This is a genomic window from Pantoea sp. GW821-FHT03E06, assembly GCF_059420725.1.
Map to the genome: position 1 here is coordinate 125514 of NZ_JBWKUG010000003.1, position 21067 is coordinate 146580.

Annotated in this window: 28 protein-coding genes; 4 read left to right on the forward strand and 24 right to left on the reverse strand. The window is 53.4% G+C overall.

What is annotated here, in order from left to right:
• Positions 1-2: 2 nt before the first annotated feature.
• Genes AC07WB_RS23510 through AC07WB_RS23540 form a run of 7 tightly spaced genes read right to left on the reverse strand, consistent with a single transcriptional unit; the run spans position 3 to position 4489 of the window.
• Positions 3-1538, reverse strand: a complete 1536-nt coding sequence (locus AC07WB_RS23510; protein ID WP_494941516.1) for a TIGR03752 family integrating conjugative element protein — start codon at positions 1536-1538, stop codon at positions 3-5.
• Entirely contained in the window at positions 1528-2406 is an 879-nt protein-coding gene (locus AC07WB_RS23515) for a TIGR03749 family integrating conjugative element protein (protein WP_494941517.1), read from the reverse strand. The genes AC07WB_RS23510 and AC07WB_RS23515 overlap by 11 nt, the downstream gene beginning before the upstream one ends.
• Before the next feature lie 41 nt (positions 2407-2447).
• Complete coding sequence (locus AC07WB_RS23520) at positions 2448-3104, reverse strand: PFL_4703 family integrating conjugative element protein (RefSeq protein WP_049852787.1); 657 nt, start codon at positions 3102-3104, stop codon at positions 2448-2450.
• A complete protein-coding gene (locus tag AC07WB_RS23525; protein WP_494941518.1) occupies positions 3101-3466 on the reverse strand; it encodes a TIGR03750 family conjugal transfer protein in 366 nt (121 codons plus the stop codon). The genes AC07WB_RS23520 and AC07WB_RS23525 overlap by 4 nt, the downstream gene beginning before the upstream one ends.
• 13 nt (positions 3467-3479) lie before the next feature.
• Positions 3480-3881 carry a TIGR03745 family integrating conjugative element membrane protein gene (locus tag AC07WB_RS23530; RefSeq protein WP_494941519.1) on the reverse strand — a complete coding sequence of 134 codons (402 nt, stop codon included), beginning with the start codon at positions 3879-3881 and terminating at the stop codon, positions 3480-3482.
• A gap of 30 nt (positions 3882-3911) precedes the next feature.
• Positions 3912-4154, reverse strand: a complete 243-nt coding sequence (locus AC07WB_RS23535) for a TIGR03758 family integrating conjugative element protein (RefSeq protein ID WP_494941520.1) — start codon at positions 4152-4154, stop codon at positions 3912-3914.
• Positions 4154-4489 (reverse strand): integrative conjugative element protein, RAQPRD family, encoded by a 336-nt coding sequence (locus AC07WB_RS23540; RefSeq protein ID WP_494941521.1) that lies wholly within the window; start codon positions 4487-4489, stop codon positions 4154-4156. The genes AC07WB_RS23535 and AC07WB_RS23540 overlap by 1 nt, the downstream gene beginning before the upstream one ends.
• A 380-nt stretch (positions 4490-4869) precedes the next feature.
• On the opposite strand from AC07WB_RS23540, the gene AC07WB_RS23545 reads away from it, so the two are divergent.
• A complete protein-coding gene (locus AC07WB_RS23545; protein WP_494941522.1) occupies positions 4870-5535 on the forward strand; it encodes an SOS response-associated peptidase family protein in 666 nt (221 codons plus the stop codon).
• Positions 5536-5673: 138 nt separating this feature from the next.
• Here the strand turns inward: AC07WB_RS23545 and AC07WB_RS23550 are convergent, their stop codons facing one another.
• Complete coding sequence (locus AC07WB_RS23550) at positions 5674-6579, reverse strand: LysR family transcriptional regulator (RefSeq protein WP_494941523.1); 906 nt, start codon at positions 6577-6579, stop codon at positions 5674-5676.
• 98 nt (positions 6580-6677) lie between these two features.
• Between AC07WB_RS23550 and AC07WB_RS23555 the strand changes: the two genes are divergently transcribed.
• The 3 genes from AC07WB_RS23555 (at position 6678) to AC07WB_RS23565 (ending at position 9256) form a co-directional block, all read left to right on the forward strand.
• The gene (locus AC07WB_RS23555) at positions 6678-7205 is read left to right on the forward strand and encodes a GNAT family N-acetyltransferase (protein ID WP_033780118.1); all 528 of its coding nucleotides are present in this window, start codon (positions 6678-6680) and stop codon (positions 7203-7205) included.
• Positions 7202-8395 carry an MFS transporter gene (locus AC07WB_RS23560; RefSeq protein ID WP_494941524.1) on the forward strand — a complete coding sequence of 398 codons (1194 nt, stop codon included), beginning with the start codon at positions 7202-7204 and terminating at the stop codon, positions 8393-8395. The genes AC07WB_RS23555 and AC07WB_RS23560 overlap by 4 nt, the downstream gene beginning before the upstream one ends.
• A 600-nt stretch (positions 8396-8995) precedes the next feature.
• Positions 8996-9256 carry a hypothetical protein gene (locus AC07WB_RS23565; RefSeq protein ID WP_049852710.1) on the forward strand — a complete coding sequence of 87 codons (261 nt, stop codon included), beginning with the start codon at positions 8996-8998 and terminating at the stop codon, positions 9254-9256.
• A gap of 309 nt (positions 9257-9565) precedes the next feature.
• On the opposite strand, the gene AC07WB_RS23570 is transcribed toward AC07WB_RS23565, so the two are convergent.
• The 16 genes from AC07WB_RS23570 to AC07WB_RS23645 form a co-directional block, all read right to left on the reverse strand.
• Positions 9566-9817, reverse strand: a complete 252-nt coding sequence (locus AC07WB_RS23570; protein WP_494941525.1) for a biofilm/acid-resistance regulator YmgB/AriR — start codon at positions 9815-9817, stop codon at positions 9566-9568.
• Between the two features lie 61 nt (positions 9818-9878).
• Positions 9879-10163: a hypothetical protein gene (locus AC07WB_RS23575; protein WP_494941526.1), complete on the reverse strand. Its 285-nt coding sequence runs from the start codon at positions 10161-10163 to the stop codon at positions 9879-9881.
• 34 nt (positions 10164-10197) lie between these two features.
• Positions 10198-10440: a regulatory protein YcgZ gene (ycgZ, locus tag AC07WB_RS23580; protein ID WP_072093448.1), complete on the reverse strand. Its 243-nt coding sequence runs from the start codon at positions 10438-10440 to the stop codon at positions 10198-10200.
• Positions 10441-11688: 1248 nt separating this feature from the next.
• The gene (locus AC07WB_RS23585; protein WP_494941527.1) at positions 11689-12156 is read right to left on the reverse strand and encodes a GNAT family N-acetyltransferase; all 468 of its coding nucleotides are present in this window, start codon (positions 12154-12156) and stop codon (positions 11689-11691) included.
• A 136-nt stretch (positions 12157-12292) separates the two neighbouring features.
• On the reverse strand, positions 12293-12913 hold the full coding sequence (locus AC07WB_RS23590; RefSeq protein WP_494941528.1) for a LysE family translocator: 621 nt from the start codon (positions 12911-12913) through the stop codon (positions 12293-12295).
• A gap of 179 nt (positions 12914-13092) precedes the next feature.
• The gene (locus AC07WB_RS23595) at positions 13093-13866 is read right to left on the reverse strand and encodes a TIGR03747 family integrating conjugative element membrane protein (RefSeq protein WP_494941529.1); all 774 of its coding nucleotides are present in this window, start codon (positions 13864-13866) and stop codon (positions 13093-13095) included.
• Positions 13859-15958: a type IV conjugative transfer system coupling protein TraD gene (traD, locus tag AC07WB_RS23600; protein WP_494941530.1), complete on the reverse strand. Its 2100-nt coding sequence runs from the start codon at positions 15956-15958 to the stop codon at positions 13859-13861. The genes AC07WB_RS23595 and traD overlap by 8 nt, the downstream gene beginning before the upstream one ends.
• The gene (locus AC07WB_RS23605; RefSeq protein WP_494941531.1) at positions 15955-16524 is read right to left on the reverse strand and encodes a restriction endonuclease; all 570 of its coding nucleotides are present in this window, start codon (positions 16522-16524) and stop codon (positions 15955-15957) included. The genes traD and AC07WB_RS23605 overlap by 4 nt, the downstream gene beginning before the upstream one ends.
• Positions 16521-17027, reverse strand: coding sequence for an integrating conjugative element protein (locus AC07WB_RS23610; RefSeq protein ID WP_494941532.1), 507 nt, complete (start codon positions 17025-17027; stop codon positions 16521-16523). The genes AC07WB_RS23605 and AC07WB_RS23610 overlap by 4 nt, the downstream gene beginning before the upstream one ends.
• Before the next feature lie 2 nt (positions 17028-17029).
• Positions 17030-17656: a lysozyme family protein gene (locus AC07WB_RS23615; RefSeq protein ID WP_494941533.1), complete on the reverse strand. Its 627-nt coding sequence runs from the start codon at positions 17654-17656 to the stop codon at positions 17030-17032.
• Entirely contained in the window at positions 17635-18345 is a 711-nt protein-coding gene (locus AC07WB_RS23620; RefSeq protein ID WP_494941534.1) for a TIGR03759 family integrating conjugative element protein, read from the reverse strand. Before AC07WB_RS23620 ends, AC07WB_RS23615 begins: the two co-directional genes overlap by 22 nt.
• Positions 18346-18355: 10 nt before the next feature.
• Positions 18356-19123, reverse strand: a complete 768-nt coding sequence (locus AC07WB_RS23625; protein ID WP_494941535.1) for a DUF2275 domain-containing protein — start codon at positions 19121-19123, stop codon at positions 18356-18358.
• Complete coding sequence (gene pilL2 / locus AC07WB_RS23630; RefSeq protein WP_494941536.1) at positions 19120-19767, reverse strand: PFGI-1 class ICE element type IV pilus protein PilL2; 648 nt, start codon at positions 19765-19767, stop codon at positions 19120-19122. The genes AC07WB_RS23625 and pilL2 overlap by 4 nt, the downstream gene beginning before the upstream one ends.
• Before the next feature lie 129 nt (positions 19768-19896).
• Positions 19897-20145, reverse strand: coding sequence for a DUF2442 domain-containing protein (locus tag AC07WB_RS23635; RefSeq protein WP_007885438.1), 249 nt, complete (start codon positions 20143-20145; stop codon positions 19897-19899).
• Positions 20129-20371, reverse strand: a complete 243-nt coding sequence (locus AC07WB_RS23640) for a DUF4160 domain-containing protein (RefSeq protein WP_049852770.1) — start codon at positions 20369-20371, stop codon at positions 20129-20131. The genes AC07WB_RS23635 and AC07WB_RS23640 overlap by 17 nt, the downstream gene beginning before the upstream one ends.
• A 62-nt stretch (positions 20372-20433) precedes the next feature.
• Positions 20434-21042, reverse strand: coding sequence for a single-stranded DNA-binding protein (locus AC07WB_RS23645; RefSeq protein ID WP_494941537.1), 609 nt, complete (start codon positions 21040-21042; stop codon positions 20434-20436).
• Positions 21043-21067 lie beyond the last annotated feature (25 nt).

The following is a 21067-nucleotide window of genomic DNA, read 5'->3' on the forward strand; positions in this document are numbered from 1 at the left end:
CCTCAGTCCAGTCCGCCAGTGCTGCCGTCTTCGCCCGGCAGGGTGAAGTCGTAACGCACCCTGCGGCCCTTATCTTCGTAGTCGATCGCCAGCTCTCGGGTAATGTGTACGGCAAGTTTTGCCCCCGGCTGTACGTAAATAGCGTCAAAGGTCTGCCCGTAGCGCTGTTTGACCCACTCGGTAATTTCATCAGAACTGCCTGAAATCGCCTTGCCCAGAACGGCCTGCCCGGCGTCGCCGGTGAGCGTAGAGGTAACACCGCCGTAGGCGTTGGTCTGGCTTGTCGTCTGATTCTGGCCGATGGCGTCACCCGCAGCCCCAGCGGCACCCAGCAGTCCGATCGTTGGCAGATAGCTTGAGGCATTAGACTTGCGTGTGCCGGAAATGCAGGGGATCCCGTTTTCATCAGAAATCCAGCCGATGCCGCCACTGATGCCGGTCTCTTTGCCGCCGTTCTGATTGCTGTTATTGCCGCCTTCGCCGCTGCGGTCCGGCTTCGGCAGAGTACGTACGGTGCCGTCAGTGAACACAAAGGTGACGCTGTTGACCTGACCACGCACGCAGGACAGGGTCCAGTCGCCTGAGGCGGTGCCGGAGACGATCGCACCCTCAACGTCCGGCAGCTCGATGCCGTTGGCCGTCAGGTTGTCTTTACCAATGAGTACCTTAAAGGGATACGGGTCGGTTACGGTGCCATTGATCGGCACGCGGCCGAGCAGTGCCGTCATGGCGCGGCTGCCAATCAGCGTGGAGTTCTCCGGCAGCGTATACACCGGTTCGGCCTCCTCTTCCGCGCCTTTTTCAGCGGTGGAACCCTTTACCTGCTGTTCATAGGTGCCTTTTTGCTTCGTCAGCGCGTTTTCACTGAGAAAAGACGTCGGGAACTGTGAACCGCCGGCGCTGCTGTCCGACGCGCCATTTTTCTGCGCCGGGGACGTCGAGGGGTTGTCCTGCGGCGTGACCCACATCAGGCCATCGCTGCCGGAGGCCGGGGCATTACCACCGGCGGCACCCATGCCGTCGAGACCCAGACCCAGCGGGATATCACTGTCAGTGCCTTTTGCCTTGTCTGCAATACCCTTCCCGGCATTCTGCAGTTTATTCGTCAGCTCGTTGATTTTTGACGTCAGGACGTTCTGCTGCTGGCGCATCTGGCTTTCACGCTCGTGATAGCTTTTCTCCACGCCCTGAACCGCTTCATTAACCTGGCCGGAAACGTTGGTATTGCGCTCACGTAACTTTTCATTTTCATCCAGCAGTCTGGCATTCTGCTTGTTAAGAGAATCCTGCTGCTGACGAACGGCGTTTAGCGAGCCCACGATGGTTTTCAGCGTATCCTGCGGCGTGTCGCCCTCGATGCCGAGCGCTTTGAGCTCCTGCGGAGACAGGTTTTTCAGCGCGTCGTCCGTCTGTGCATGTGCAGCCTGTGTGGCGGGCTCCTGCGGCTTGCTGTTATAACTTTTCACCGCAATGAATCCGCCGCCAACCAGAATGGCCGGAACCAGCACTTTAACCAGTCCGTTTGACTTAATTTTCATAGCGGATCACCTTCTGGGCAGGGCGGGTAGCAGCCTTATGGGTTACGGATGGCTCACGTACAAAAGCGTCATCAGGACGACCGGCGGTGACCAGGTACAGCGTGGTGGTGTCCTCCGGCGTGCCGGCGGCACCCACCCAGCGGTGCTGAAAGGTGGCCGTGACAAACTGGCCCTGCAGTTCACGCGGATCGAGCACAACCTTCAGTGATGAGCTGTTGCGTATCCTCAGCGCGATGACGGTGCGACCGGCCACGCCCCAGCCGGCTACAGGTGACACGGTCACGGGAGCCGAGGGGTACAACGTCGTAATGCGTGATGGCAGGTGCGGATTAACGGGATGAATGCCAGGCACGGCTTCAACGGTGCGCACCGGTGCATACAGATTCTGGGCTGCATAGCGCGTCAGCAGTACCGGAACGGGAGCCTTATAGCTGACTTTTTTACGCTTCGCCTGCGTGCTGTTGCTGTCGCTGGCGGTTTTCTCTCCGGTGCCGGCGGCTGCACTGCTGAGGGTGCTGACGTCACCGCTGTAAACGATTTTAACCGGTTCGGCTGACGCGGTGGCCGTTGTACGGACGTCCAGCAGAATAACCTCACCGCTTTCCATGTCCTGCAGCTGCAGGCGAGTCTGAGGAAAATCACTGTCGGCTTTGAGGTAGACCGCGCCGCCGGTGCTCTGTACGCGCAATTTTCCATTTAGTGCCGGCGGGAAACCCACGCGCACGTTTTTATCAACGAAAATCACGCCTTCCTGACCCGCTTTGAGGGGAATTTGCAGCGGCACGCGCTCCCATTTCATCAGCTCGTCCGCCTGCGCCGGCGCGGAAAGCATCGCTGCCAACGGCAGCAGGGACAGTGACAGCGCCATAAGGCATGCACGCGATCCTGAGGTAAAAGATGGATTCAACATCAGAACATCCCCTTTCTTTCTGGTTTCGGCTGTTCAGGCGCGGCAGAAAGACGCTGCGGGATGCCTTCATAGCAGTCCAGCGCCATGCCAAATGGATTAGATTCAGAGTCGCCGTCCCAGCGCACGACTTTTAGCGGATAGCGCACCATCGCGCGCTTAACCGGCTCGGTGAGGTAGTATTCGTCGGCAACAAGATCGAGTTTCACCACCCAGTTGTCGCGATCGATGACTTTCACGCTGTCACCTGAATAACCACGTCCTGGAATTTCGTAAACGACGCGCACACGGTCGGTTAACTCGTTTTTTTCACCGCGAACCTTTGAATCCTCCTCAAGAAACGCCTTGCATTGTGGCGTCAGGTAAGCTGAAAGAGACTGAATGCGGGCGGGATAGTCCACTTTGCCGTTTTTGGGCCAGGCGTTCAGCTGCTGGAAAATGTAATACGTAAAGCCGTACACGGTCGGAGGCGGGATTTCCCACCACGGGCGCGTGCTGCCCTTACGCAAATCAGGCGGGTTGTGGATGGTCAGCTTTTCAGGTGCCCGCATCCAGCCCCCCATAGCGGTAACCAGTAACAGCAGCAATACGACACAGGCCGCCCGGAGGGTGAAAATATGCTGATCGCGGCCCTTAACCGCGTGGCGAAAACGACTCATCTGGTACTCCTGAGGGTTTTGCTGCGTCGCAGGGACCAGCCATGCGAGTCAATGATTAATCTGGGATCGCCCAGCCCCATGCGGCGCTTTTTTAAATCAAACTGCTGCCAGAGGAATGTCTCCGGTTTTCCGCGTTTTTTGCTGGCAAGCCATTTGCCGCCGAACGCAATCAATACAAGAGGGAAAAGCAGAGTCCCGGTAGGGATGGCAAGCCAGCCAAAAAGTAACGCGAAGGGCAGCGAAAGCACGAAACCGGATGCAGCGCCAATCAGCGCCGCCAGCCCTAACTCGGGGGTGTTAAACCCCCGGAATACAACGGGCTCAGCGTTCAGGCGATCCGGTAAAAATCTGATGGTCGCCATCGGAATGTTTTCCTTATGCGATGATTTCTGCAGATTTACCCAGCAGCCAGATAACCGCGACCAGCATGACCACACCAACAACAACGATGGAGCCGAACTTTGTCCAAGTGGCGCGATCGTTGCGGACTTCACCAAACGTTACCAGGCTGGCTTCTGCGACTTTGAAGAATGCAAACCCACACACGACCAGGCCGCCGAGAACCAGACCATCCTGTAAATGCCCGCTGAGTGTACCCATCAGGCCGGTCCCCGTTCCGCTGGACGAAGGACCTTCAACCGTCGGCAAATCGGCAAGAGCTGGCTTAGCAGCCAGAGTACTCAGCAGGCCAGCAGTCAGGATACGTGCCCAGGCTGATTTAGCTTTAGTCTGAGCTTTAGCGGTCACGCGGGTTACTGCAGATACGAATTTAGACATGATTTCACCTGTAAAAGAGTTGGTTTAGGGTTAACTACAAAACATCCAGATACTTACAACTAACAATAAGACTGAGCGGACTACGGCTCTGCCCATCGCGGCCTCCTTCAGACGCTGATTTGTCCAGCCTGAGTAGACATCCACGATTGCCCATGCTGCCCAGAAGAAGAGGAAGCCGACCAGCAGTCCGAGACAGAGCAGGTGCAGCAGATTGGGTTCCACATTTCCGGAACCCGCCTTAAAGGCAGCTTCCTGTGCAGCGGTCATCGCCATCAGGGACGCTCCCGGCGATAATTTCCTGCCACGCCAGACAAATCGCGGGGCTGGGCACGCGTGGGTTCCAGATAGCGGTCAATACCGGCCCTGATGGTCTTCAAATCGCCGTTTGCCCGCTGGTAGTCGAAGAAGTAGCGGCCACGCTCCGACGGATCAGCCTGTGCTGCGGCAACCCGCGCCCTTTCCAGCGAAGCCTGAACCTGGACGATCATTCGCTGAGCGGATGCCAGCTCGTCTTTCTCAGATGCAGGCGCCGGAAAGGACGCGAGAAAGGTCAGGCCCAGCACACCGCCGCATAACAGAAGTTGTGTTGCCGGACGAAGAGATTTCATATGCACCTCCAGTGGTTGTTGAGTGTGGTAAGCATGCGAAATCTGGCTGCAGGGTTCAGCCGTTAACTCTTTTTGGGAAAATAAAAATTTAGAAAGCAGCGCAAATGCTGAAAGAGGTGGATTTAAATCTTAATGTTTGTTGTAACTAAATAACTGCTCTGACGCGGCACTATGCGCCTTGCCTGCTGACGGCCGTCATCTGAAAACAAGTTTCAGGTGCCTCCGTCCAGCTCTGATATGGGGAAACAAGAGTAAGACATTAAATTAATTCCCCGAACGCAGAATTTAATCTGCGGTTTCGCCGACTAATATTGAATGATGAGTAAAATCAGGCACAGCGCGCCTTAACAGATATCGTGCAGAAAGGGAGGGGAAAAATTATGTGCGGAAGGTTTGCGCAGTATCAGAGCCGGGACGTTTACCTTGACGCCCTTGGCGTAGCCGACAGCAATTACGTGCACGATCCAGAACCCATCGGCCGTTATAACGTAGCGCCCGGAACCAACGTGCTATTGCTGAGCGAGCGCGACGAGGAACTGAAAATAGATCCGGTGTACTGGGGTTACGGACCCGAATGGTGGGACAAGCAGCCGCTCATCAATGCGCGGGGAGAAACCGCCGCATCGAGCCGTATGTTTAAACCGCTATGGAACCACGGCCGCGCCGTGGTGTTTGCCGATGGATGGTTTGAGTGGGTAAAGAAAGAAGAAAGGAAACAGCCCTATTTCATCTATCAAAAAACGCATGAGCCGCTGTTTTTTGCCGCCATCGGCAAAGCGCCCTATAACGATCCGCACGGGCATGAAGGTTTTCTGATCGTCACCTCAGCCAGTAACAAGGGCATGGTGGACATTCATGACCGCAGGCCGCTGGTGCTGAAGGCGTCAGCAGTGAGGGAGTGGCTAAGTGGTGATACCACACCCGAACGCGCAGAAGAAATCGCGCATGATGCAGCCTTACCGGAAAGCACATTCAAATGGCACCCCGTATCGACGAAGGTGAATATGCCACGTCATCAGGGCGAAGAGCTGATTGAAAAGATATAGCTCAGCAGTTTTCACTCATAGCGAACCTTTCAACCGCGTCCGCTTCGTGCCAGGAGCGGACATCAGAGGCTTAAGCAGCAAGGATATTTTTCGGAGCTGAGCAGACCGGATCTGTCAGATAAATATATTGAGTGATATTTAACTGCTTTCATCTTTTGCAAAACTGACGTTTAGTCTTTTCAGCACTTCACTTATGCCCCTGCTGACAATCCGATCCTCCCGCATTACTGTCCCCAGAGTCCGGTGAAGCGAGGGCGTCACAGAGTAAAGGCTGAGACCCTGACTTTCTTCCATACCAGCAACGGACATAAGGGGAACGATGCTGTAGCCCAGACCGGAACGCACCATTCTTTTGATTGCTTCAATACTGCCAAGTTCCATCACAGGGCTGGCAGTATGCCCGGCATACCGGAACCATTCGTCGATTAGGGCGCGTGTCCCGCTTCCGGGTTCAAAGATAATCAGCGGCAGTGACAAAAGGGCGTCGGGAGACAGCGGGTTCGCACTCTGCTCTGATGCATCCTTTTCCATGATAACAACAAACTCTTCAGTACCCAGCGGGCTTACGCTCAGGCATTTGACGGTTACTGGAAGCGTTACAAGTCCAATGTCTATACGATTCTCCCCTACGCTCCGAACAATATCGGAAGTATTGCCCGTGCGTACGTCTACTTTCAGCAGGGGATGTGCCTGTCGCAGCTGTTGCAGTAAGGGAGGCAGAAGATGAATACAGGCTGTTGCACCAGTGCCAACAGTAACGGTGCCGGTGATGTCGTCTGAATGCAGAGACACCGATTCAATGGCCGTATTTACCACTGAATCAATTTTCATACAGTGCTCAGAAAAAGTCAGCCCGGCAGGAGTGGGCCTTATCCCCCGGCTGGTTCTCTCAATAAGCCGGACATGGAGTGCCTGCTCCAGCTGTCTTATCTGCAGGCTGACAGCAGGCTGTGAAAGTCCGAGAGCTTCTGCCGCTCTGGAGAAACTGCCCCGGCTGATGACCATCCTGAAAGTAGCAAGGTGATCAAGGTTCAGGTTTGCCATGCCAAAGTTTTCCTTATACCGCTGATAAGTCCTGCGGCCTGTCTGAAATTATTTACCCGGGTTAGTCTTTGTTTCTGACCGGATAAAGAGCAATACCGATGGAAATAACTGAAGCAGATGAAAGACATATTACTGCTATCCAGCAGATTTATGCTTATCACGTATTACATGGCACCGCCACTTTTGAAACCGAACCGCCAGATGTACCTGAAATGGCAGCCCGCCTGAAAAAGGTGCGTTCAGCAGGACTGCCCTGGTTTGTGGCGGTTGATGATGGGCAAGTCCGGGGATACTGCTACCTGTCATTTTACAGAGAACGGCGCGCCTACCGGTTTACCCTGGAAGACTCAGTCTATATTGACGCCACTTGTCAGGGGCGGGGCTACGGCAAAATGCTGTTATCCCGTGCGATAGCCTGGGCAGAAGCCCGTGGCTTTCGCCAGCTCGTGGCCGTGGTAGGTAATAGCGAAAATACTGCCTCCCTTGCCCTGCACCGCGCCGCAGGCTTCAGCATCACTGGCACACTCAGCTCGGTAGGATTCAAGCACGGGCGCTGGCTCGATACGGTCATTCTGCAGCGCACGCTTGGACAGGGCGACTCCACGCTTGCGGAGAGCATAGTTTGACAGCCGGACATCTGACAGGCCGCAGCATTTTCTGTATCGGTATGACACAGCTTATTAACTGGGGTATTACGTTCTACATGCCGGGCGTTTTCGGAGCCGCCATCATGGCGGAGACGGGCTGGTCTCCCGTGGTGACATTCTCTGGTCTGACTGTTGCCATGCTGGTTATGGGGCTGGTTTCACCGCTGACCGGTTCCGTCATGGCCCGGACCGGAGGACGCATGATGATGATGGCGGGAACCTTCGCCATAACCATTGGGTGTTTTCTGATGGCGATTACCCATTCCACGGTGGCATGGATTGCGGTTTGGGTCCTGACGGGTGTCGGCATGCGCCTTGCCTTGTATGACGCTGCGTTTGCCCTGCTTGTGGAAACCGCAGGTGCCGGGGCCCGAAGGGCAGTCTCTCTGGTTACACTGCTGGGCGGCCTCGCGTCAGCTGTGTTCTGGACTGCTGGCGCGGCCCTGCTGCACATTACCGACTGGCGGCATGCCTTACTCGTTTACGGGTGTGCGGGTCTGGTGGGCCTGCTTTTTCTGACCGCCGTTCCGGCAGGCCGTCGTGTAAAACCTCCCGCTGCTGGTCGATCTGAGCTTCCGGCGGCAGGGACCGCAGAGGAACGAAAAGGATTTATCAGCGGCCTGTGGTATGCCACCCTGATAGCGCTGCTCAGCTTTGTCTCCACCGGCGTGTCTACGCATTTCCCCCAGATACTGGCCGCTTATAGCATGCCTGCCCTGGCCGGCATGCTTTGGGGCGTGGGACAGGTGAGTGCCCGCCTGCTGGACGTGGCCTCCGGCGCACGAATCTCCGCACTACGCCTGAATCTTATTACCGGTATCCTGCTGCCACTCTGTTTTATGACCGGCCTTGCGGGGTACGTTACGCCTGTGGCTACAGCCCTCTTCGTCCTGGGTTATGGAGCCGTAAACGGACTGTGCACGGTCGTGAAGGCCTTACTTCCTCTCGTGCTGTTTGATCCGCAACATTACGCCCGCAAAACAGGCGTGCTGTTATCAACAGGATTTTTTCTCGCGGCACTTGCCCCTTCTGCTTATGCCATGATGCTGGAACGGGACGGCGTAGGTGGTACGCTGCTTATTTCAGCTTTCCTGACACTGTTCATTACGGCGATTTCCGTAGTGCTCTGGCGACGTCATTCCGGCTCAGGAGTACAGAGCCGAGATTAGAAAATACTACATCTGCCCGGGAAAAACGTTTGATACGGTTCGAGATACTATCAGGATTTGATCTGGATAAATCCGTATCTTGTGTTTTCGCTTTTCGCACATATCGGACTTTATCTGATGCAGATGTCCGCTTTGTGCCATAAGCGGACGTTTAAAAAATCTGTTAGCTGAACTGCAGACAGTAGTTTTGAGTGCATAACCATGAAGGTGCGTCAAAATCATCAGGCCATTTTTAAGTAAATCGAAAGAAACAGGTGCCGGAACAAACCGTTCCGCCGCAGTATCGAGATTAAGGCGTATGCGGGGGCCGGCCAGAAATTGTTATTTTTAACGTGGCACAACTGCCATGTCTTGATAATTCTTATATCCACTTTTCGCTATTAATAGGCCTTGATAGCTCGCCCGCCTTGTACCCAGTAAAAAGTGTATAATCTCTCACTCTTTTTAAATATTCATTGCTGAGAACATCCGGATAATTCCTGGAAGCACATCTGATATGAAAGCCCATTTGCTTTTCGGATTAAATGAAGTGCAAGCCAATGCTCAGAGTCTATAGTAATACATGAGGTTATTAAAATTCGTACTAATGGAGGAAATTCTGTGTTATTTCAAAACAACGAGAAAGGCCATGCCATTATTGGCGAAGCGGCATTTAGCCTGGCGTTGGGTGAAAAAGAGATTAGTATTGGCTCATTGTTCACTCAACTTGGCTACATGGCAAAATCGGAGACTGATAGCGTCAGGTTGAAGGATATCTTTAATGCCAGAGAATGGCTGAAGAGTTTCCATTCAGACGAGGTCGCCGAGAAGCAGGTACCGTACCTGCAGACCCTTATAGGCCTGAACCGAGATCTGAATTAACTATTAAAGAAATGATGCCTTAGGAAGTAATCCGGCTCCGGCCGGGAAACGACGAAGCGAATAACCTCAGCGGTAACGTGAAAACGGGTACCGGCCGGAGAAACTGTCAGGGACGACACTCTCCATATAAACGCATTTATGTGTTAAAAAATTTTTAGTTAAATTTTGGATAAACAAATTTTGCAGATAGTAGTCTTTTGGTGACATTGGTTAACAGTTAAAATCTCACACCAGTTTTGTTCGTTATCACACCGACAAACAACTGGCGAAGTTATCCGGTTTCAAATTCCCACCAGATTCAAGAACGGTTTAACCCTCATCGTCAGCCGTTTGTCCTACCACAATTTCAAGGCAGTTACGAAGCACATCAAGTTGCTCAATGTCAGTTGTGCATTCCAGTTCTTCAATAAGGCGCAAAATGATTGCCTTATTCGTTACGCGCCCTTTTTCAGCTATGAGTGATTTAACTATGATACCAATCACTTCTTTTTCTGAGGTAAACTGGTCCCCTGCACTTTCCAGGTACGACTGAAGATCTGATTCGGTAATATTTTGCTGCATACATTTCCCTTATGCGGTTCGTAAACGTACTGATTTCCAGTTCTTTACGGATTAGCCGTGATCAGTGTCGGGTTGTATTGTCGTGATCATAACTTTCGATGGTTAACGTTGTTGCACTTTTACCACCGTCCATTCGGCTTGATTCACTCTGCGTCTTTTCAGACTTTAAGTTTTGAATAGCCCGTAATATTGTACAGACTCGCTCGGGATCCTGTTCTGACTCGAGCATATTCTTAAGCTTTAACAGAATCGCCTTTAGGGAAATCCCGACTTTTTCGCGAAGCAATGAAAATACCGCCTCGCCGATGAGAATGTCACTAAATTGTTCTTCATCGCTATTGTTCATAAGACTCTCTGCCCTGATTGGGCCATAAGGCAATTCAGCCCCGAGCAAAAAGGAGCGCTATCAGTTGATGATAGTGATGAGCTTCTTCAGGCGAGGATGCATGCTCAAGCCGTGATACAAGTTTTGTGCAGATCGCTTTTCGGTTCAGATTGCGTCCTGAACGAAGAATTTCTACCACTATGCTACCCAGCGTTTCCTGCTGAGAAGGAAGAGATGCACGGCTAAAGTAGGCTGCAATGTCACTTACTGAGTTAGGTATGCCAACGGATTGCTGCATGAATTAACCTCGAATGTCGTTAATTAAATCAGGAAAAGTGACACAAACTTATACAGAGTTAGTTCCTTTGTACAGCTTTGCATCTTCCATTTAGGAAATATTTTATACCTAATAAATTAAGGTGCTATAAATCATGAGGTTAGTTGAGTTAGTGTTTTGCATCCTTCTCTTTGACTTTCAGCATAATGAAGGATCACGGCGTCGATAAGAAGCCCACTGCCTGGTAAAAAATTACCCCTGAAAGTGGAAATCCCTTACGCTTCCAGAGGCGATGCAAAGCATCATTCGTACGTGCGGAGAGTTCCGCCGGGTCAATTTATACGAGAATTGATATAAAGCATGCATTTATTTCTTAAGATCACGATGATACGAACAGTTATAATGAAAACAAGATAAATGAAACCGCTTCTTTTATTTTAAAGCAGTCTTGTAAAAAAAAAATTCTACAGTATTCACTTCCCATTCTTTCAGTACCAGTCTAATCTAGATAGAAAGAAGCGCTGCCAGTATAACCTCACCACCATTTCGTCAATTATTTTTATGAGGAAAGAGGTAAATATTAGCATTCACGCAGAGAGTTACTAACCATGAATGAAATCAACATAAATAGTCACGTTAGAGAAATAAGGCGATTAGCCGCAAAGCATCAGGCAGGAACATCTTTACTGGAAATTAAATTACAAGTAGATAATGTTATACAATCGATGCGGGATTCTCTTGCAAACGATAAAGATTATCAGTTCATAATATGGTCAGCTATGTTGACCGCTTTAGAACAATACATCACTAATATGGCCGACCCGAAATGGCTGGACGTAATCTCCCATGCTCGCAGCAGAGTCAAGAGCAGACGAAATTCGCTTTTAGCTTACAATAAACCTAAGACTATTAAATCGGCTAAGACTTTATCGACAATATTATAGCTCTTCCTCAAAAAGATTTAACAATATATCAAAAACGAAACAGTTGTCATAGGTTGGGTCTATTAACTGCACTCTGCGGGGGAAAACCAATATCTCTTCATAATCTTATAGTGTAAAAATCCGTCTAATAATGCATGGTGACGTGATTAAACTCAAATTTCCGATTAATCTCTACCTGCTTTGCCTTTGACGTTCTGCTTTGTATTTCGCAAACCATAAACTGTCATATTTCAAGACCTGTAATACATGTTATGATTTTTACTTGAAACTACCCCCTTCCCTAAATCATGCAGTTTACATTCATGGACAAGAGTTGGATGTCTGTTCAATACCTGACGAATTGCCGTGCTGGGTTTCTCAGGGATAATTGATGTGTAACTTTATCTACACCATGTAAAGCTACAAAACCCGCTAGTTCATAGAAAATGAATGCTGATGAAGGTGCATTTGTGTTGATAAAATCAAACCATCGACCAGCATCTTTCAGTATTTCACTGAGTAGATCACTGCCAACCCGATTTCTTCTCCATTCAGTGTCTACATATAGATGTCGCAGACGACCGGCACCAATTTCTTGCGTAAAAGGATCGATGTTAAGCCCACACACGCCAACAATTAAACCGTCAGCATAAGCCCCAATCAGTTTTTCTCCAGGCCTGTCAAAACGGTTATGACCGCTTAGCCAATTTTCATTTAGCCGACGCAGCATGTTAAATCCTTCAGCCATGCTCTGCGCTCGCAACTCAACAAATCCTGGGCTGTCCGGGGAGATGTATGCGAAATGAATATCCATGAGCCACTCCAATGTTTTCAGTCTGCTTAGTCTGGACAGAATAACCATCCTGTCCATTCCGCCGATTGCTCTGGCCCAGACCCCGCGTAGCTGAAAGTCCGCTGTGTGCCAGAAGCGAACATAAATGCCATTAAATCTATCTCGTGCTTACAGCAAGCTTAGCCGCGAAGCATAAAAATAAGCCCCCTGTTGCTTGGTCCATCACCCGAACTACGCGACTTTTCTTCAATACGGCTGACGCAAAATGCGTGGATAAAATGAGAGTGACTGACCATATACTCCCAATCGCTACGTGGATGCTGACCAGGATAAAAGTCCATATTAAAGGTGAGTGACCTGCAGGTATGAACTGCGGCAAAAAAGAGACATAGAAAATGCCCATTTTTGGATTGAGCACATTCCCCAGCATACCTCTGATAAACCAGTTCCTCTGAGAAGCGTTGTTGTCATCACTATCACTGAACGATGATCGAGGACGTATCAAGAGTTGTAAGCCCAGCCAGCTCAGGTAGACCGCGCCACAAACTTTGAGCACAGTGTAAGCCATCTCTGAAACCGCCAGAAGAGCACCAAGACCTAACGCGACCAACGCGCCCCATACAAAACAGCCAGCATCAATGCCAAGCGCAGCGTGAAAAGCCTTTTTGCCGCCCTCAGCACAAGCGGTGCGCAGAATAAGTGCCGTATCAAGGCCGGGAGTAAGGGTAAGTAACAGTGCTGCGAGAGAGAATGCCAGGAGGGAATCGTTAACAGTCATTTTCTTTGTCCGAAAGAGCAGATGCTAATCATTTAGTCCCACATAATCAATCCAACAAATATCACTTTTTAAACGTCCGCACCTCGCTCACACCGGACGTCCAATCCGATCAAGATTTAATCGATTGTAGCGGCTTGAAAAACTAAAGCCTGCATTACACAGGCATTAGTTTTAGGCGGCTAAAGATATTTTTTGAACGAAGCAGTTGTAACCGTAATGGTAATTCCCAGCATTAACGCAGCGGGTAGCAGTAACAGGTTTGGATAGACCGCAGAAGGCCATGAAAGGTAGGCCATCACTGGCAGATACACAGCCGGTTTAATCAACCTTTTCGCGCGGTGGTACAAAAAAGATGACTCGTAACCGGCACCAAACCGACGCAGATCACGACGGCCAAGCCCTTCTACCACGGCGACGCATATAACCATTACGAACAGCGGAACAGAAAGGGCAATGATGGTGACGCGGATCAGCGTCACGATAGAGACATATACCGTTGCCAGCATGTACTGCTGCAGATAACTCCCCAGCCAGCCGCTGGCTTCCTTAAGATTGCGCGATACCTCATTGCCGCTGTTCATCTCTGCCTGATATTTTTCCTGTATCCAGCCGATAATCCCACTGTCCACAAACGCCCACTGCCAGGCATCAGTTATCCAGCGCGTCACCGTTGCAGCCGGCTCGGAAAGCAGCAGGCTGCGGGTAAAATCAGAAGACAGATAGCCAAACTCAATATTCATCACCGCCTGGCTGTGCGCTGCACCCATTTCAGGCCAGAAGAACGCAATCCCGACATATTCAATGACAAGACTCACCATCAGTGAAGCCAGGATCACGCCAACGAGTTTCCACGGCCAGCCCCAGACCAGGTTATAGAGCAGGCCGTGCTCACGCGGTTGCGCGGGGTGTTGTTGCGGATATTGCTGCGGTGCGGTACGACGTGCCTCAGCCATTATTATCTCCCTTCACTGGCGCAGCTGCTGAACTGCGGCTGTCCCACCACCCTTCACTGCTGTGGTAATTCCGGCGCATCTCTTCTGCAAGACGCGCGATGTTCTCAGGCATATGCACGTCACCTGCATCGCCCGCCGGCAGCGGCATGCGGATTTTCCAGAGCTGGCCGCCCTCAAGCAGCGCAAACGCCTGACCTTTAGGCAGCGTGACAATGTCGGCAGGCTCAAGCAGTGGCACCTTAATGGTGCCGACGCGATCCTGGGTGCTGGAGGTAAAGTCGTGATTGACGGTGACGTCAGCTGAATCCTGATGACCTGAGACCAGCGTTTTACTGTAGATTTCCACCTGCGGCAGCTGTGAGGACAGCAGCTCCGCCGTCCGGTTTTCTCGCACGCGCAGCATGATCAGGTTGTTGAAGTTACCCTGAACCTGAGAGGTTTTGGCCGCGCTCCCGATCCGGGCTTCAATATCAGATGAGGTCTGCGTATAGGCCGTCACCTGCATGCCTGCCCCGCCGCCTTTATTGATGAGCGGGATAAACTCATTGCCCATCAGTTCGTTGAATTCATCGCAGTGCAGGTTAATGGGGTCTTTGCCCTCTTTTGAACCCGGCAGACCGCCGTTGATACCGTGCTTGTAGATGTGCCCGGCCACGCTCACCAGATCGGCAAACATGCTGTTACCTACGGCGCTGGCAACCTCGCTGTCGCTGAGCGCATCAAGCCCTACGTAAACGATGCCTTTTTTACGGATAACCTGCTCCCAGTCAAAAATAGGGCGCGGATCTTCCATGTTCAGATAATCGGGGGACAGCAGCTCCGCCGTTTTACCCGTGGTCAGTTTTTCCAGCAGCGGCAGCAGTGACGCCACGATTTTGTCAAAATAGGTGCGGTCATAACGTACTGCAGAGCGCAGTCCGTCAAGGATCGGGTCATACAGCGCGCTTCCCGCGTCAGAACTCAGCGCCACTTCAACTGCCCAAATCCGGATAGCTTCAGGCTGTCCCTGCATGTTGCGCGGTACGTCGTCCTCACTGAATGCGTTGGCGTTGTTCTCGATCTGGCTGTGCAGTTCAGGCAGTTTCTCAGTAATGATTTTTTCGGCATAACGCAGATACAGATCGGCGATGTTGTTCACGTAGCGGGTAATAAGGGTGTAATCCGGGCGTTCCCCGAGGGCGACCAGCGCCCGGGCAACGATATTCACGAATCGCCAGGCAAATTCGCGAAACGCTGCGCTGTTACCTTCACCGCTGAGCTGGCCGGCAACGCGGGTAGCCACCTCTGATACGCGCCCGAAGCGCCCTACTGCGTTATACCGCGCGGAAATATCAGGCCAGCCAAGATGGAAAACGGTCAGCTGATCGCCCCGACCTGCCCGGTGCGCTTCCGCCCAGACTCTTTTCAGCAGGTCTGCATCGCCTTTCGGATCAAACACGATGGTGACGTCTCCACGACGTATATCCTGAGTGATTAACAGCTCAGCGAGGCGTGTTTTGCCCACGCGGGTTGTGCCGTAGACAACCGTGTGACCGACACGCTCACGCAGATCGAGCGTAACGTCAGTTTCATCCGGTTCAATGCCGTGTACGGCCGGATTACCGCCAACCGGGGGAAGCGGGCGAACCGGATTGACTGGCGAATCTGCACTGAGCAGTCTGCCGATTGCCGGTAAACTGCTTTCTGTCGCTTCCTCTAACTGACGGGCAAGCTGATACAGCTTCGACGGCTTAAGGTAGTGGGCCACTTCCGGGCGTAGCGTATCGCGCAGGCGCTGGGTGTGTTTCTGGGTCCAGCGAAACCCACGGCCCAGAAAAAGCCGGCGTTTACTGACGGGGATCTGTTTTGACGTCATCACGTAGCGCGGAAGACGGCGGAGATTGCGGCGGTAGCGAATGACCTGTATTCCCTGACGCGCGCGTATGGCAGAAAGCACGGCGAATCCGCCGGCGGTGACGTAGCTGACGGAGGGTGCCAGGGCGACTGCCCAGGGCGCTGTCACGCAGACGATGGCGGCAGTGCCCGCTGCGACCGCTGTATTCAGCTCCACAGCCGGGCGCAGAAGCGCCTCAATTACGTATTTATCACTCACAAAGAAAACTCCTTAAAGGGTTTACCTGCCAGCAGAGCCAGAAGGCGTTGTCCGCTGATAATCATCAGTTGCTGTGAACCGCTGCTGACAGCCCTGCTTTTCTGGCCGGTCCTGCCGGTATGAATAAACAGACCGCGCTGCCCCATACGCGTCAGCAGCGCGTCAAAATCCTGAACGTGTGACGGCGTTATCGCCCGGCTGTAGCGCTTAGCCTGGATCAGCCAGCACTCGCCGTTTATGTGTACCCGTCCATCCAGGCCGCCGTCGCCGCTGTATGACGCATTGCGCTGTACGGCATAGCCCTGACGCTCAAATGCCAGCAGCAGTAACTCCTCGAAGACGTAGGGATTAACCCTGCGCAGATAGCTCATGCGCTGCCCGTCTCCGCTGAGCTGGCGAAGGCGGGTATAGACGCGTTCTGCCGTGGCGCGATAACGGCGGTGCCGCCGCTCGCTGGCCGACTGCCGGCGAAAGCGCCAGAGCAGAAAGATAATCACGGCCAGCAGGACGGCCAGGAGAACCGGATTTGCCATCAGCAGTGCAGCGACGTAAGGAGCTGATATCACGGCTCCACCTCCTGAGACAGGCCGCTGTCCGTGATAAGTACGGGGTAATGGGTCAGCTGCAGACGGCGCGCAAGTTCAGATCCCGATGAGGGGGCCAGCTGAAGACCGGGCGCGAGACCGCGCAGAGATTCCAGCGATGCCATGCTTTCAACGTTCACAACCAGGCCGGCTGCATTCCTGGCCGAAAGCTGTTGTACGTTCTGCTGCAGCCACTGCCGTGAATAGCTGTCATCACCAATAATAAACAGCGCGCCGATGCCCGGCAGCTGCAGCGCCCGGGGAGTCACGTTTCCGGGGGAAAATTCTGGGGTAATAACCGGCAGCATGGCCGCTTCCCCCTGTTCAGGAACCGCAGCAGGTGCAGGCGGCGTATCCTGACGGTTTACGGCCTCGAAAATAGCCTGTGTGCTCTGCCCGCCCAGGTCTGCAATGACGTTGAGCTCAGGCCGCGCACCAGGCGAAAAGGCGATGATTGCGGTAACGATGAGGTTTTTCAGATTCATGATCACTGACTCCGTGGATTTATCCAGACGAGGCCGTTATCCGGCACCGATGCGGACGCGGTCTGTTCAACGGCGGTAGCCGCCGGCAGATGCGGCGAGGACTGGAGCATGGCGAGCTTGCCCTTAACAAAAGCGCGATAGCGGGCAGCGGGTGCGCCGCCGGCGGGATGGTGATAACAGCCGGCTGCATCGAGCCAGCTTCCGGGTTTCCGGTCCCAGCACTCGCGCAGGATGGCAGCAGCGGCATTGAGATTCACGTAAGGATCCAGCGCCTCCCAGGTTGACGTAAAACGCTGGCCGTTCCAGCCGAGATTAACCTGGGCGATACCGACATCGATGCGCTTCAGTGAGTTCGTTTTCATGAACACCTGCAGCGCCTGCCAGGCTTCAAGACGGGTTTTGTAGCGATAGCCCTTACCCGCGACATTGAGGGTCCACGGCCACGGGCGTTCGCCCTGCGGCAGCCTGCGTGATGATTCCTGCAGGCTGACAGAGTAGAGCGATTCAGGCGGCACGCTGTGAGCCTGCGCCACGCGCACATACCCCTCCGGAACGGTCTGTTTGCCACCGGCGAACGTGGAAAATGAAAGCAGCAGCGCCGCTCCGGTCAGAATGCGGCGAGTTGCCATCCGTCTTCCCCCTGCTGCAGAACGACCGGCATGATGCCGTTACCGAACCGCATCCAGCGACCGCCGTCGTGATTCAGTGTGATCTGACGGCTGCGCACCCTGTCCAGCGGAATGTGATGGTCTGTTGCCCAGCCGCGAAGTTTCCCGTCATCGCCCTGGCTGTCTACAAGGTAGATATCAACCGGCCTGTTATCGGCTAATACCGCTGCCAGCCGCGCGTCACACTGCCCGCAGCCCGCTGACTTAACGAACAGCGCCAGCCGCCCGCCGGTGTCGTGCGCAATGCCGGCTGCGTTGCCCATATTTACCGCAAGCGTTTCCGGATAGAGCCGCTTCCATGCGGCGGTAACTTCGCGCTGGAAATCCAGCTCTTTTTGCGTACGCGCAAACTCTTCCTTTACCCACTTCTCAGCATACTGACGACGCTCGGCCTGGCTCCGCGCCTCGATACCCAGCGTTGACAACGGATCCAGACCCGGTGACTGAATGCCGCGCGGACCGTTCATCAGCGACTGATAGCGCTCATAATCGTCCTGACTCAGCCCCCACTGACCGGCCTGCTGTTTCAGATCCTGCACGCTCTGCGCCGGCGCATCCACCGGTTCGCCCCTGGAATTCTGAACCTGAACGCTGGCCTGCGCAGAGCAGCTGAGCATAATCGCTGTAAGACTGGCTATTTTTAGCTTCATATCACCTCCGTTAGCGAACGTTGATAGTCGTTAAGCGTCCGTTTACGCGAAATTGCGCCTGCCCGTAACCGGCGTGAACAAGTGTCCAGCCGTTAACGGTCTGGCCTTCGACGATCAGGCGGATTTCAGCCAGCGAGCTAAATCCCAACGGCGCGATGGCCGCAAACGACTCCGTGCCCCGCTTTTCAACGCCGGTCAGTACAAATGGCGCTTTGCGGGCCACGGTTTTGACTGGCCGGTGCGGCTTAGCGGGTGCCGGCTTTTTTACAGGCGTTGCCGCTTTGGGTTCAGCTGTGGCCTGCTGCGCTTTCTGAGGCGGGTTCTGCAGTGCGGTAACTGACTGTTCCAGTGCAGCCTGACGGCTCTGCAGTGCAGTTTGCGAATCGTTCAGCTCATCGATCGAATGGCGAACCTGACCGACTGCTTCAGATAAGCCTTTGGCAGACCAGGCTTCGAGAGATTTACGGACCGCATCGAGCTGAACCTGCTGCCTTTTTATCGCCTCGGCCTGCGTGCTGATGTTTGCCTGGAGAGGTTCAAGATCGGTTTTAGCCAGTGCCTGGGTGTAAACCACGTTTTGCTGCTTCTCGACGTAGCTGAGACGGTTTTCCTGCGACACACCGGCGCGAAGCGATATGAATGCGAGACCAAGCGCGGCAACGGAAAGCGTGGTCAGTCCTATAGCCGGCAGCCGGCGTTTGACGGCGCTAAACCTGCCGCCTGATGACGGAACAACGTCATCAGCGTTTTCGTGAGGGAAGGACGTTTCTGTGGTCATTTTGTCAGCCACCCTCCGTGAGCAGACTGGGCCTGAATGGGACGAGGGGCGATCACCTGAGAGGAACTGGCAGAAGATGGAGCGCCTGCAGCCGGTGCGTAGGCGCTGGAAGGACGCGGCGGCAGCTGTGTCACGGGCAACTGATAACCGGCGCGCAGGCTGTGACAGACCACACGCTGTACGTCATCCACTTCAAGCTCCCATGCCGGGCCCGCAAGCACCTGTAGCGCGGTGCGAAGGCGCATCGGGCCGAGCCGGAACTGGACTGCCGGCAGCGGCTGACGGTATAACACGCCGTTAGCCGGACCGGTCTGACAAAGCGAATAGCCGGACTGCTTCAGGGCATAGCGCATGGCGTCAGCCACGGTTGGCTGCACTGATGAGGGGATGCGGACGTCAATAATCTGGGAGAGAGGGTCGCGCTGCACCGCCTGCGGATCCGTGCTGACCAGCAGGTAGCGATCGTAGCGAACCACTTCCGGCGTCCGCGCATATACATCATCAGCGGATGCCTGGATATTGCGGGATACGCTGACCGGGGCAACCGGTTCAGCAGGTGCCCGCTCCTGCAGCTTCTGGGGCTGCTGAACGCACCCCGCCAGCAGCGCAAGCGGTAAAGCGGTAAAGACGGCGTTAAATTTCATCTGAAAAGTTCCTGTACAGTGAGAACAGGCTTCACTGTGCGCAACTCTTCGGCATGCTTCTATCAACAACTCTTTTTGCGATTTCAAAAAAAAACGCCGACCGGAGTCAGCGTTTTTTAATCAGCACCTTCAGGCGACCTGATGAGGCGGGTGCGTTACATCACCGCGCCCCTGTAACAGGCCATCGATTGAGATATCTTCGTCCAGTGCGTCCCAGTGGATACCACGGGGAGACAGTTCGTAATCTTTCAGCTGTTCGGCAGACGCGTTGCGAAGCCGGGGAAACCATGAAAGCGGTACGCCGATTATCCGCTCGTCTGAGAGTTCGACCCACATAATGTGATGATCGAACCGAACGTTCTTAGCTGAAATAATCATTCCAGGCCTCCAGAAGCATGATTTGGTGTTGCCTTATCACTGTCATCAGCTCTTTTACCGTCCGTGAGTCGAATCCATCGTTACTTGCCAGTTTTACAACCGGCTCCAGCCAGAATTTTGCTTCTGTACCGGCCTTTATCACATGAATGTGAGCGGGTTCGCGTGGATTGCCTTCGTTGGAGTAGAAAAAGAACCGAAAACCGTTCAGCCGTAGTATGGCAGGCATCGTCAGTAACCTTTAAAGGATTATGGTGAAATTTAGTGCAGCGGTCAAAACGCAGCGAAGAGTCAGAGAGAAGATGAAGCGTGTTTTGCCATGCCGTAGCCGTGTCCGAGGAACGGTATATCATCATCCCAGTCTCCTGCAGGCTGCGACTGTGGCGCGGGCTGCTGAGGCGTGGGCTGGCCGGCATTGTTACGTTGCGAACCACGATTACCTTTTCCGTTATTTCCACTGTTTTTCTGTTGTGGAGCGGAATCTGGCTGTGACGGCGGCTGCTGAGGCTGGCCCCAGTTGCCACTGTACTGCTGCTGGTCACTGTTTTGTGTACGGCCACCTAACATCTGCATGGTGCCGCCAACATTTACGACAACTTCCGTCGAGTATTTGTCCTGCCCGCTCTGATCCTGCCACTTGCGGGTGCGCAGCTGACCCTCAATATAGACCTGAGAACCTTTGCGAAGGTATTCGCCGGCGACTTCTGCAAGCTTGCCAAACAGCACAACGCGATGCCACTCAGTAACTTCACGATTTTCGCCGGTCTGCTTATCACGCCATGACTCCGACGTTGCCAGTGAAATGTTAGCGACAGCGCCGCCGGCAGGCATGTAGCGGATTTCCGGATCCTGACCGAGATTGCCAACGAGAATGACTTTGTTTACGCCACGTGAGGACATAAGTATGCTCCTTATAAAGGGAAGC

What these genes read in the sequence shown, in the direction of transcription:
- AC07WB_RS23510 (WP_494941516.1), bottom strand. Translation starts at nt 1,538, where the DNA reads ATGAAAATTAAGTCAAACGGACTGGTTAAAGTGCTGGTTCCGGCCATT.
- AC07WB_RS23515 (WP_494941517.1), bottom strand. Translation starts at nt 2,406, where the DNA reads ATGGCGCTGTCACTGTCCCTGCTGCCGTTGGCAGCGATGCTTTCCGCG.
- AC07WB_RS23520 (WP_049852787.1), bottom strand. Translation starts at nt 3,104, where the DNA reads ATGAGTCGTTTTCGCCACGCGGTTAAGGGCCGCGATCAGCATATTTTC.
- AC07WB_RS23525 (WP_494941518.1), bottom strand. Translation starts at nt 3,466, where the DNA reads ATGGCGACCATCAGATTTTTACCGGATCGCCTGAACGCTGAGCCCGTT.
- AC07WB_RS23530 (WP_494941519.1), bottom strand. Translation starts at nt 3,881, where the DNA reads ATGTCTAAATTCGTATCTGCAGTAACCCGCGTGACCGCTAAAGCTCAG.
- AC07WB_RS23535 (WP_494941520.1), bottom strand. Translation starts at nt 4,154, where the DNA reads ATGGCGATGACCGCTGCACAGGAAGCTGCCTTTAAGGCGGGTTCCGGA.
- AC07WB_RS23540 (WP_494941521.1), bottom strand. Translation starts at nt 4,489, where the DNA reads ATGAAATCTCTTCGTCCGGCAACACAACTTCTGTTATGCGGCGGTGTG.
- AC07WB_RS23545 (WP_494941522.1), top strand. Translation starts at nt 4,870, where the DNA reads ATGTGCGGAAGGTTTGCGCAGTATCAGAGCCGGGACGTTTACCTTGAC.
- AC07WB_RS23550 (WP_494941523.1), bottom strand. Translation starts at nt 6,579, where the DNA reads ATGGCAAACCTGAACCTTGATCACCTTGCTACTTTCAGGATGGTCATC.
- AC07WB_RS23555 (WP_033780118.1), top strand. Translation starts at nt 6,678, where the DNA reads ATGGAAATAACTGAAGCAGATGAAAGACATATTACTGCTATCCAGCAG.
- AC07WB_RS23570 (WP_494941525.1), bottom strand. Translation starts at nt 9,817, where the DNA reads ATGCAGCAAAATATTACCGAATCAGATCTTCAGTCGTACCTGGAAAGT.
- AC07WB_RS23575 (WP_494941526.1), bottom strand. Translation starts at nt 10,163, where the DNA reads ATGAACAATAGCGATGAAGAACAATTTAGTGACATTCTCATCGGCGAG.
- ycgZ (WP_072093448.1), bottom strand. Translation starts at nt 10,440, where the DNA reads ATGCAGCAATCCGTTGGCATACCTAACTCAGTAAGTGACATTGCAGCC.
- AC07WB_RS23585 (WP_494941527.1), bottom strand. Translation starts at nt 12,156, where the DNA reads ATGGATATTCATTTCGCATACATCTCCCCGGACAGCCCAGGATTTGTT.
- AC07WB_RS23590 (WP_494941528.1), bottom strand. Translation starts at nt 12,913, where the DNA reads ATGACTGTTAACGATTCCCTCCTGGCATTCTCTCTCGCAGCACTGTTA.
- AC07WB_RS23595 (WP_494941529.1), bottom strand. Translation starts at nt 13,866, where the DNA reads ATGGCTGAGGCACGTCGTACCGCACCGCAGCAATATCCGCAACAACAC.
- AC07WB_RS23610 (WP_494941532.1), bottom strand. Translation starts at nt 17,027, where the DNA reads ATGAATCTGAAAAACCTCATCGTTACCGCAATCATCGCCTTTTCGCCT.
- AC07WB_RS23615 (WP_494941533.1), bottom strand. Translation starts at nt 17,656, where the DNA reads ATGGCAACTCGCCGCATTCTGACCGGAGCGGCGCTGCTGCTTTCATTT.
- AC07WB_RS23620 (WP_494941534.1), bottom strand. Translation starts at nt 18,345, where the DNA reads ATGAAGCTAAAAATAGCCAGTCTTACAGCGATTATGCTCAGCTGCTCT.
- AC07WB_RS23625 (WP_494941535.1), bottom strand. Translation starts at nt 19,123, where the DNA reads ATGACCACAGAAACGTCCTTCCCTCACGAAAACGCTGATGACGTTGTT.
- pilL2 (WP_494941536.1), bottom strand. Translation starts at nt 19,767, where the DNA reads ATGAAATTTAACGCCGTCTTTACCGCTTTACCGCTTGCGCTGCTGGCG.
- AC07WB_RS23635 (WP_007885438.1), bottom strand. Translation starts at nt 20,145, where the DNA reads ATGATTATTTCAGCTAAGAACGTTCGGTTCGATCATCACATTATGTGG.
- AC07WB_RS23640 (WP_049852770.1), bottom strand. Translation starts at nt 20,371, where the DNA reads ATGCCTGCCATACTACGGCTGAACGGTTTTCGGTTCTTTTTCTACTCC.
- AC07WB_RS23645 (WP_494941537.1), bottom strand. Translation starts at nt 21,042, where the DNA reads ATGTCCTCACGTGGCGTAAACAAAGTCATTCTCGTTGGCAATCTCGGT.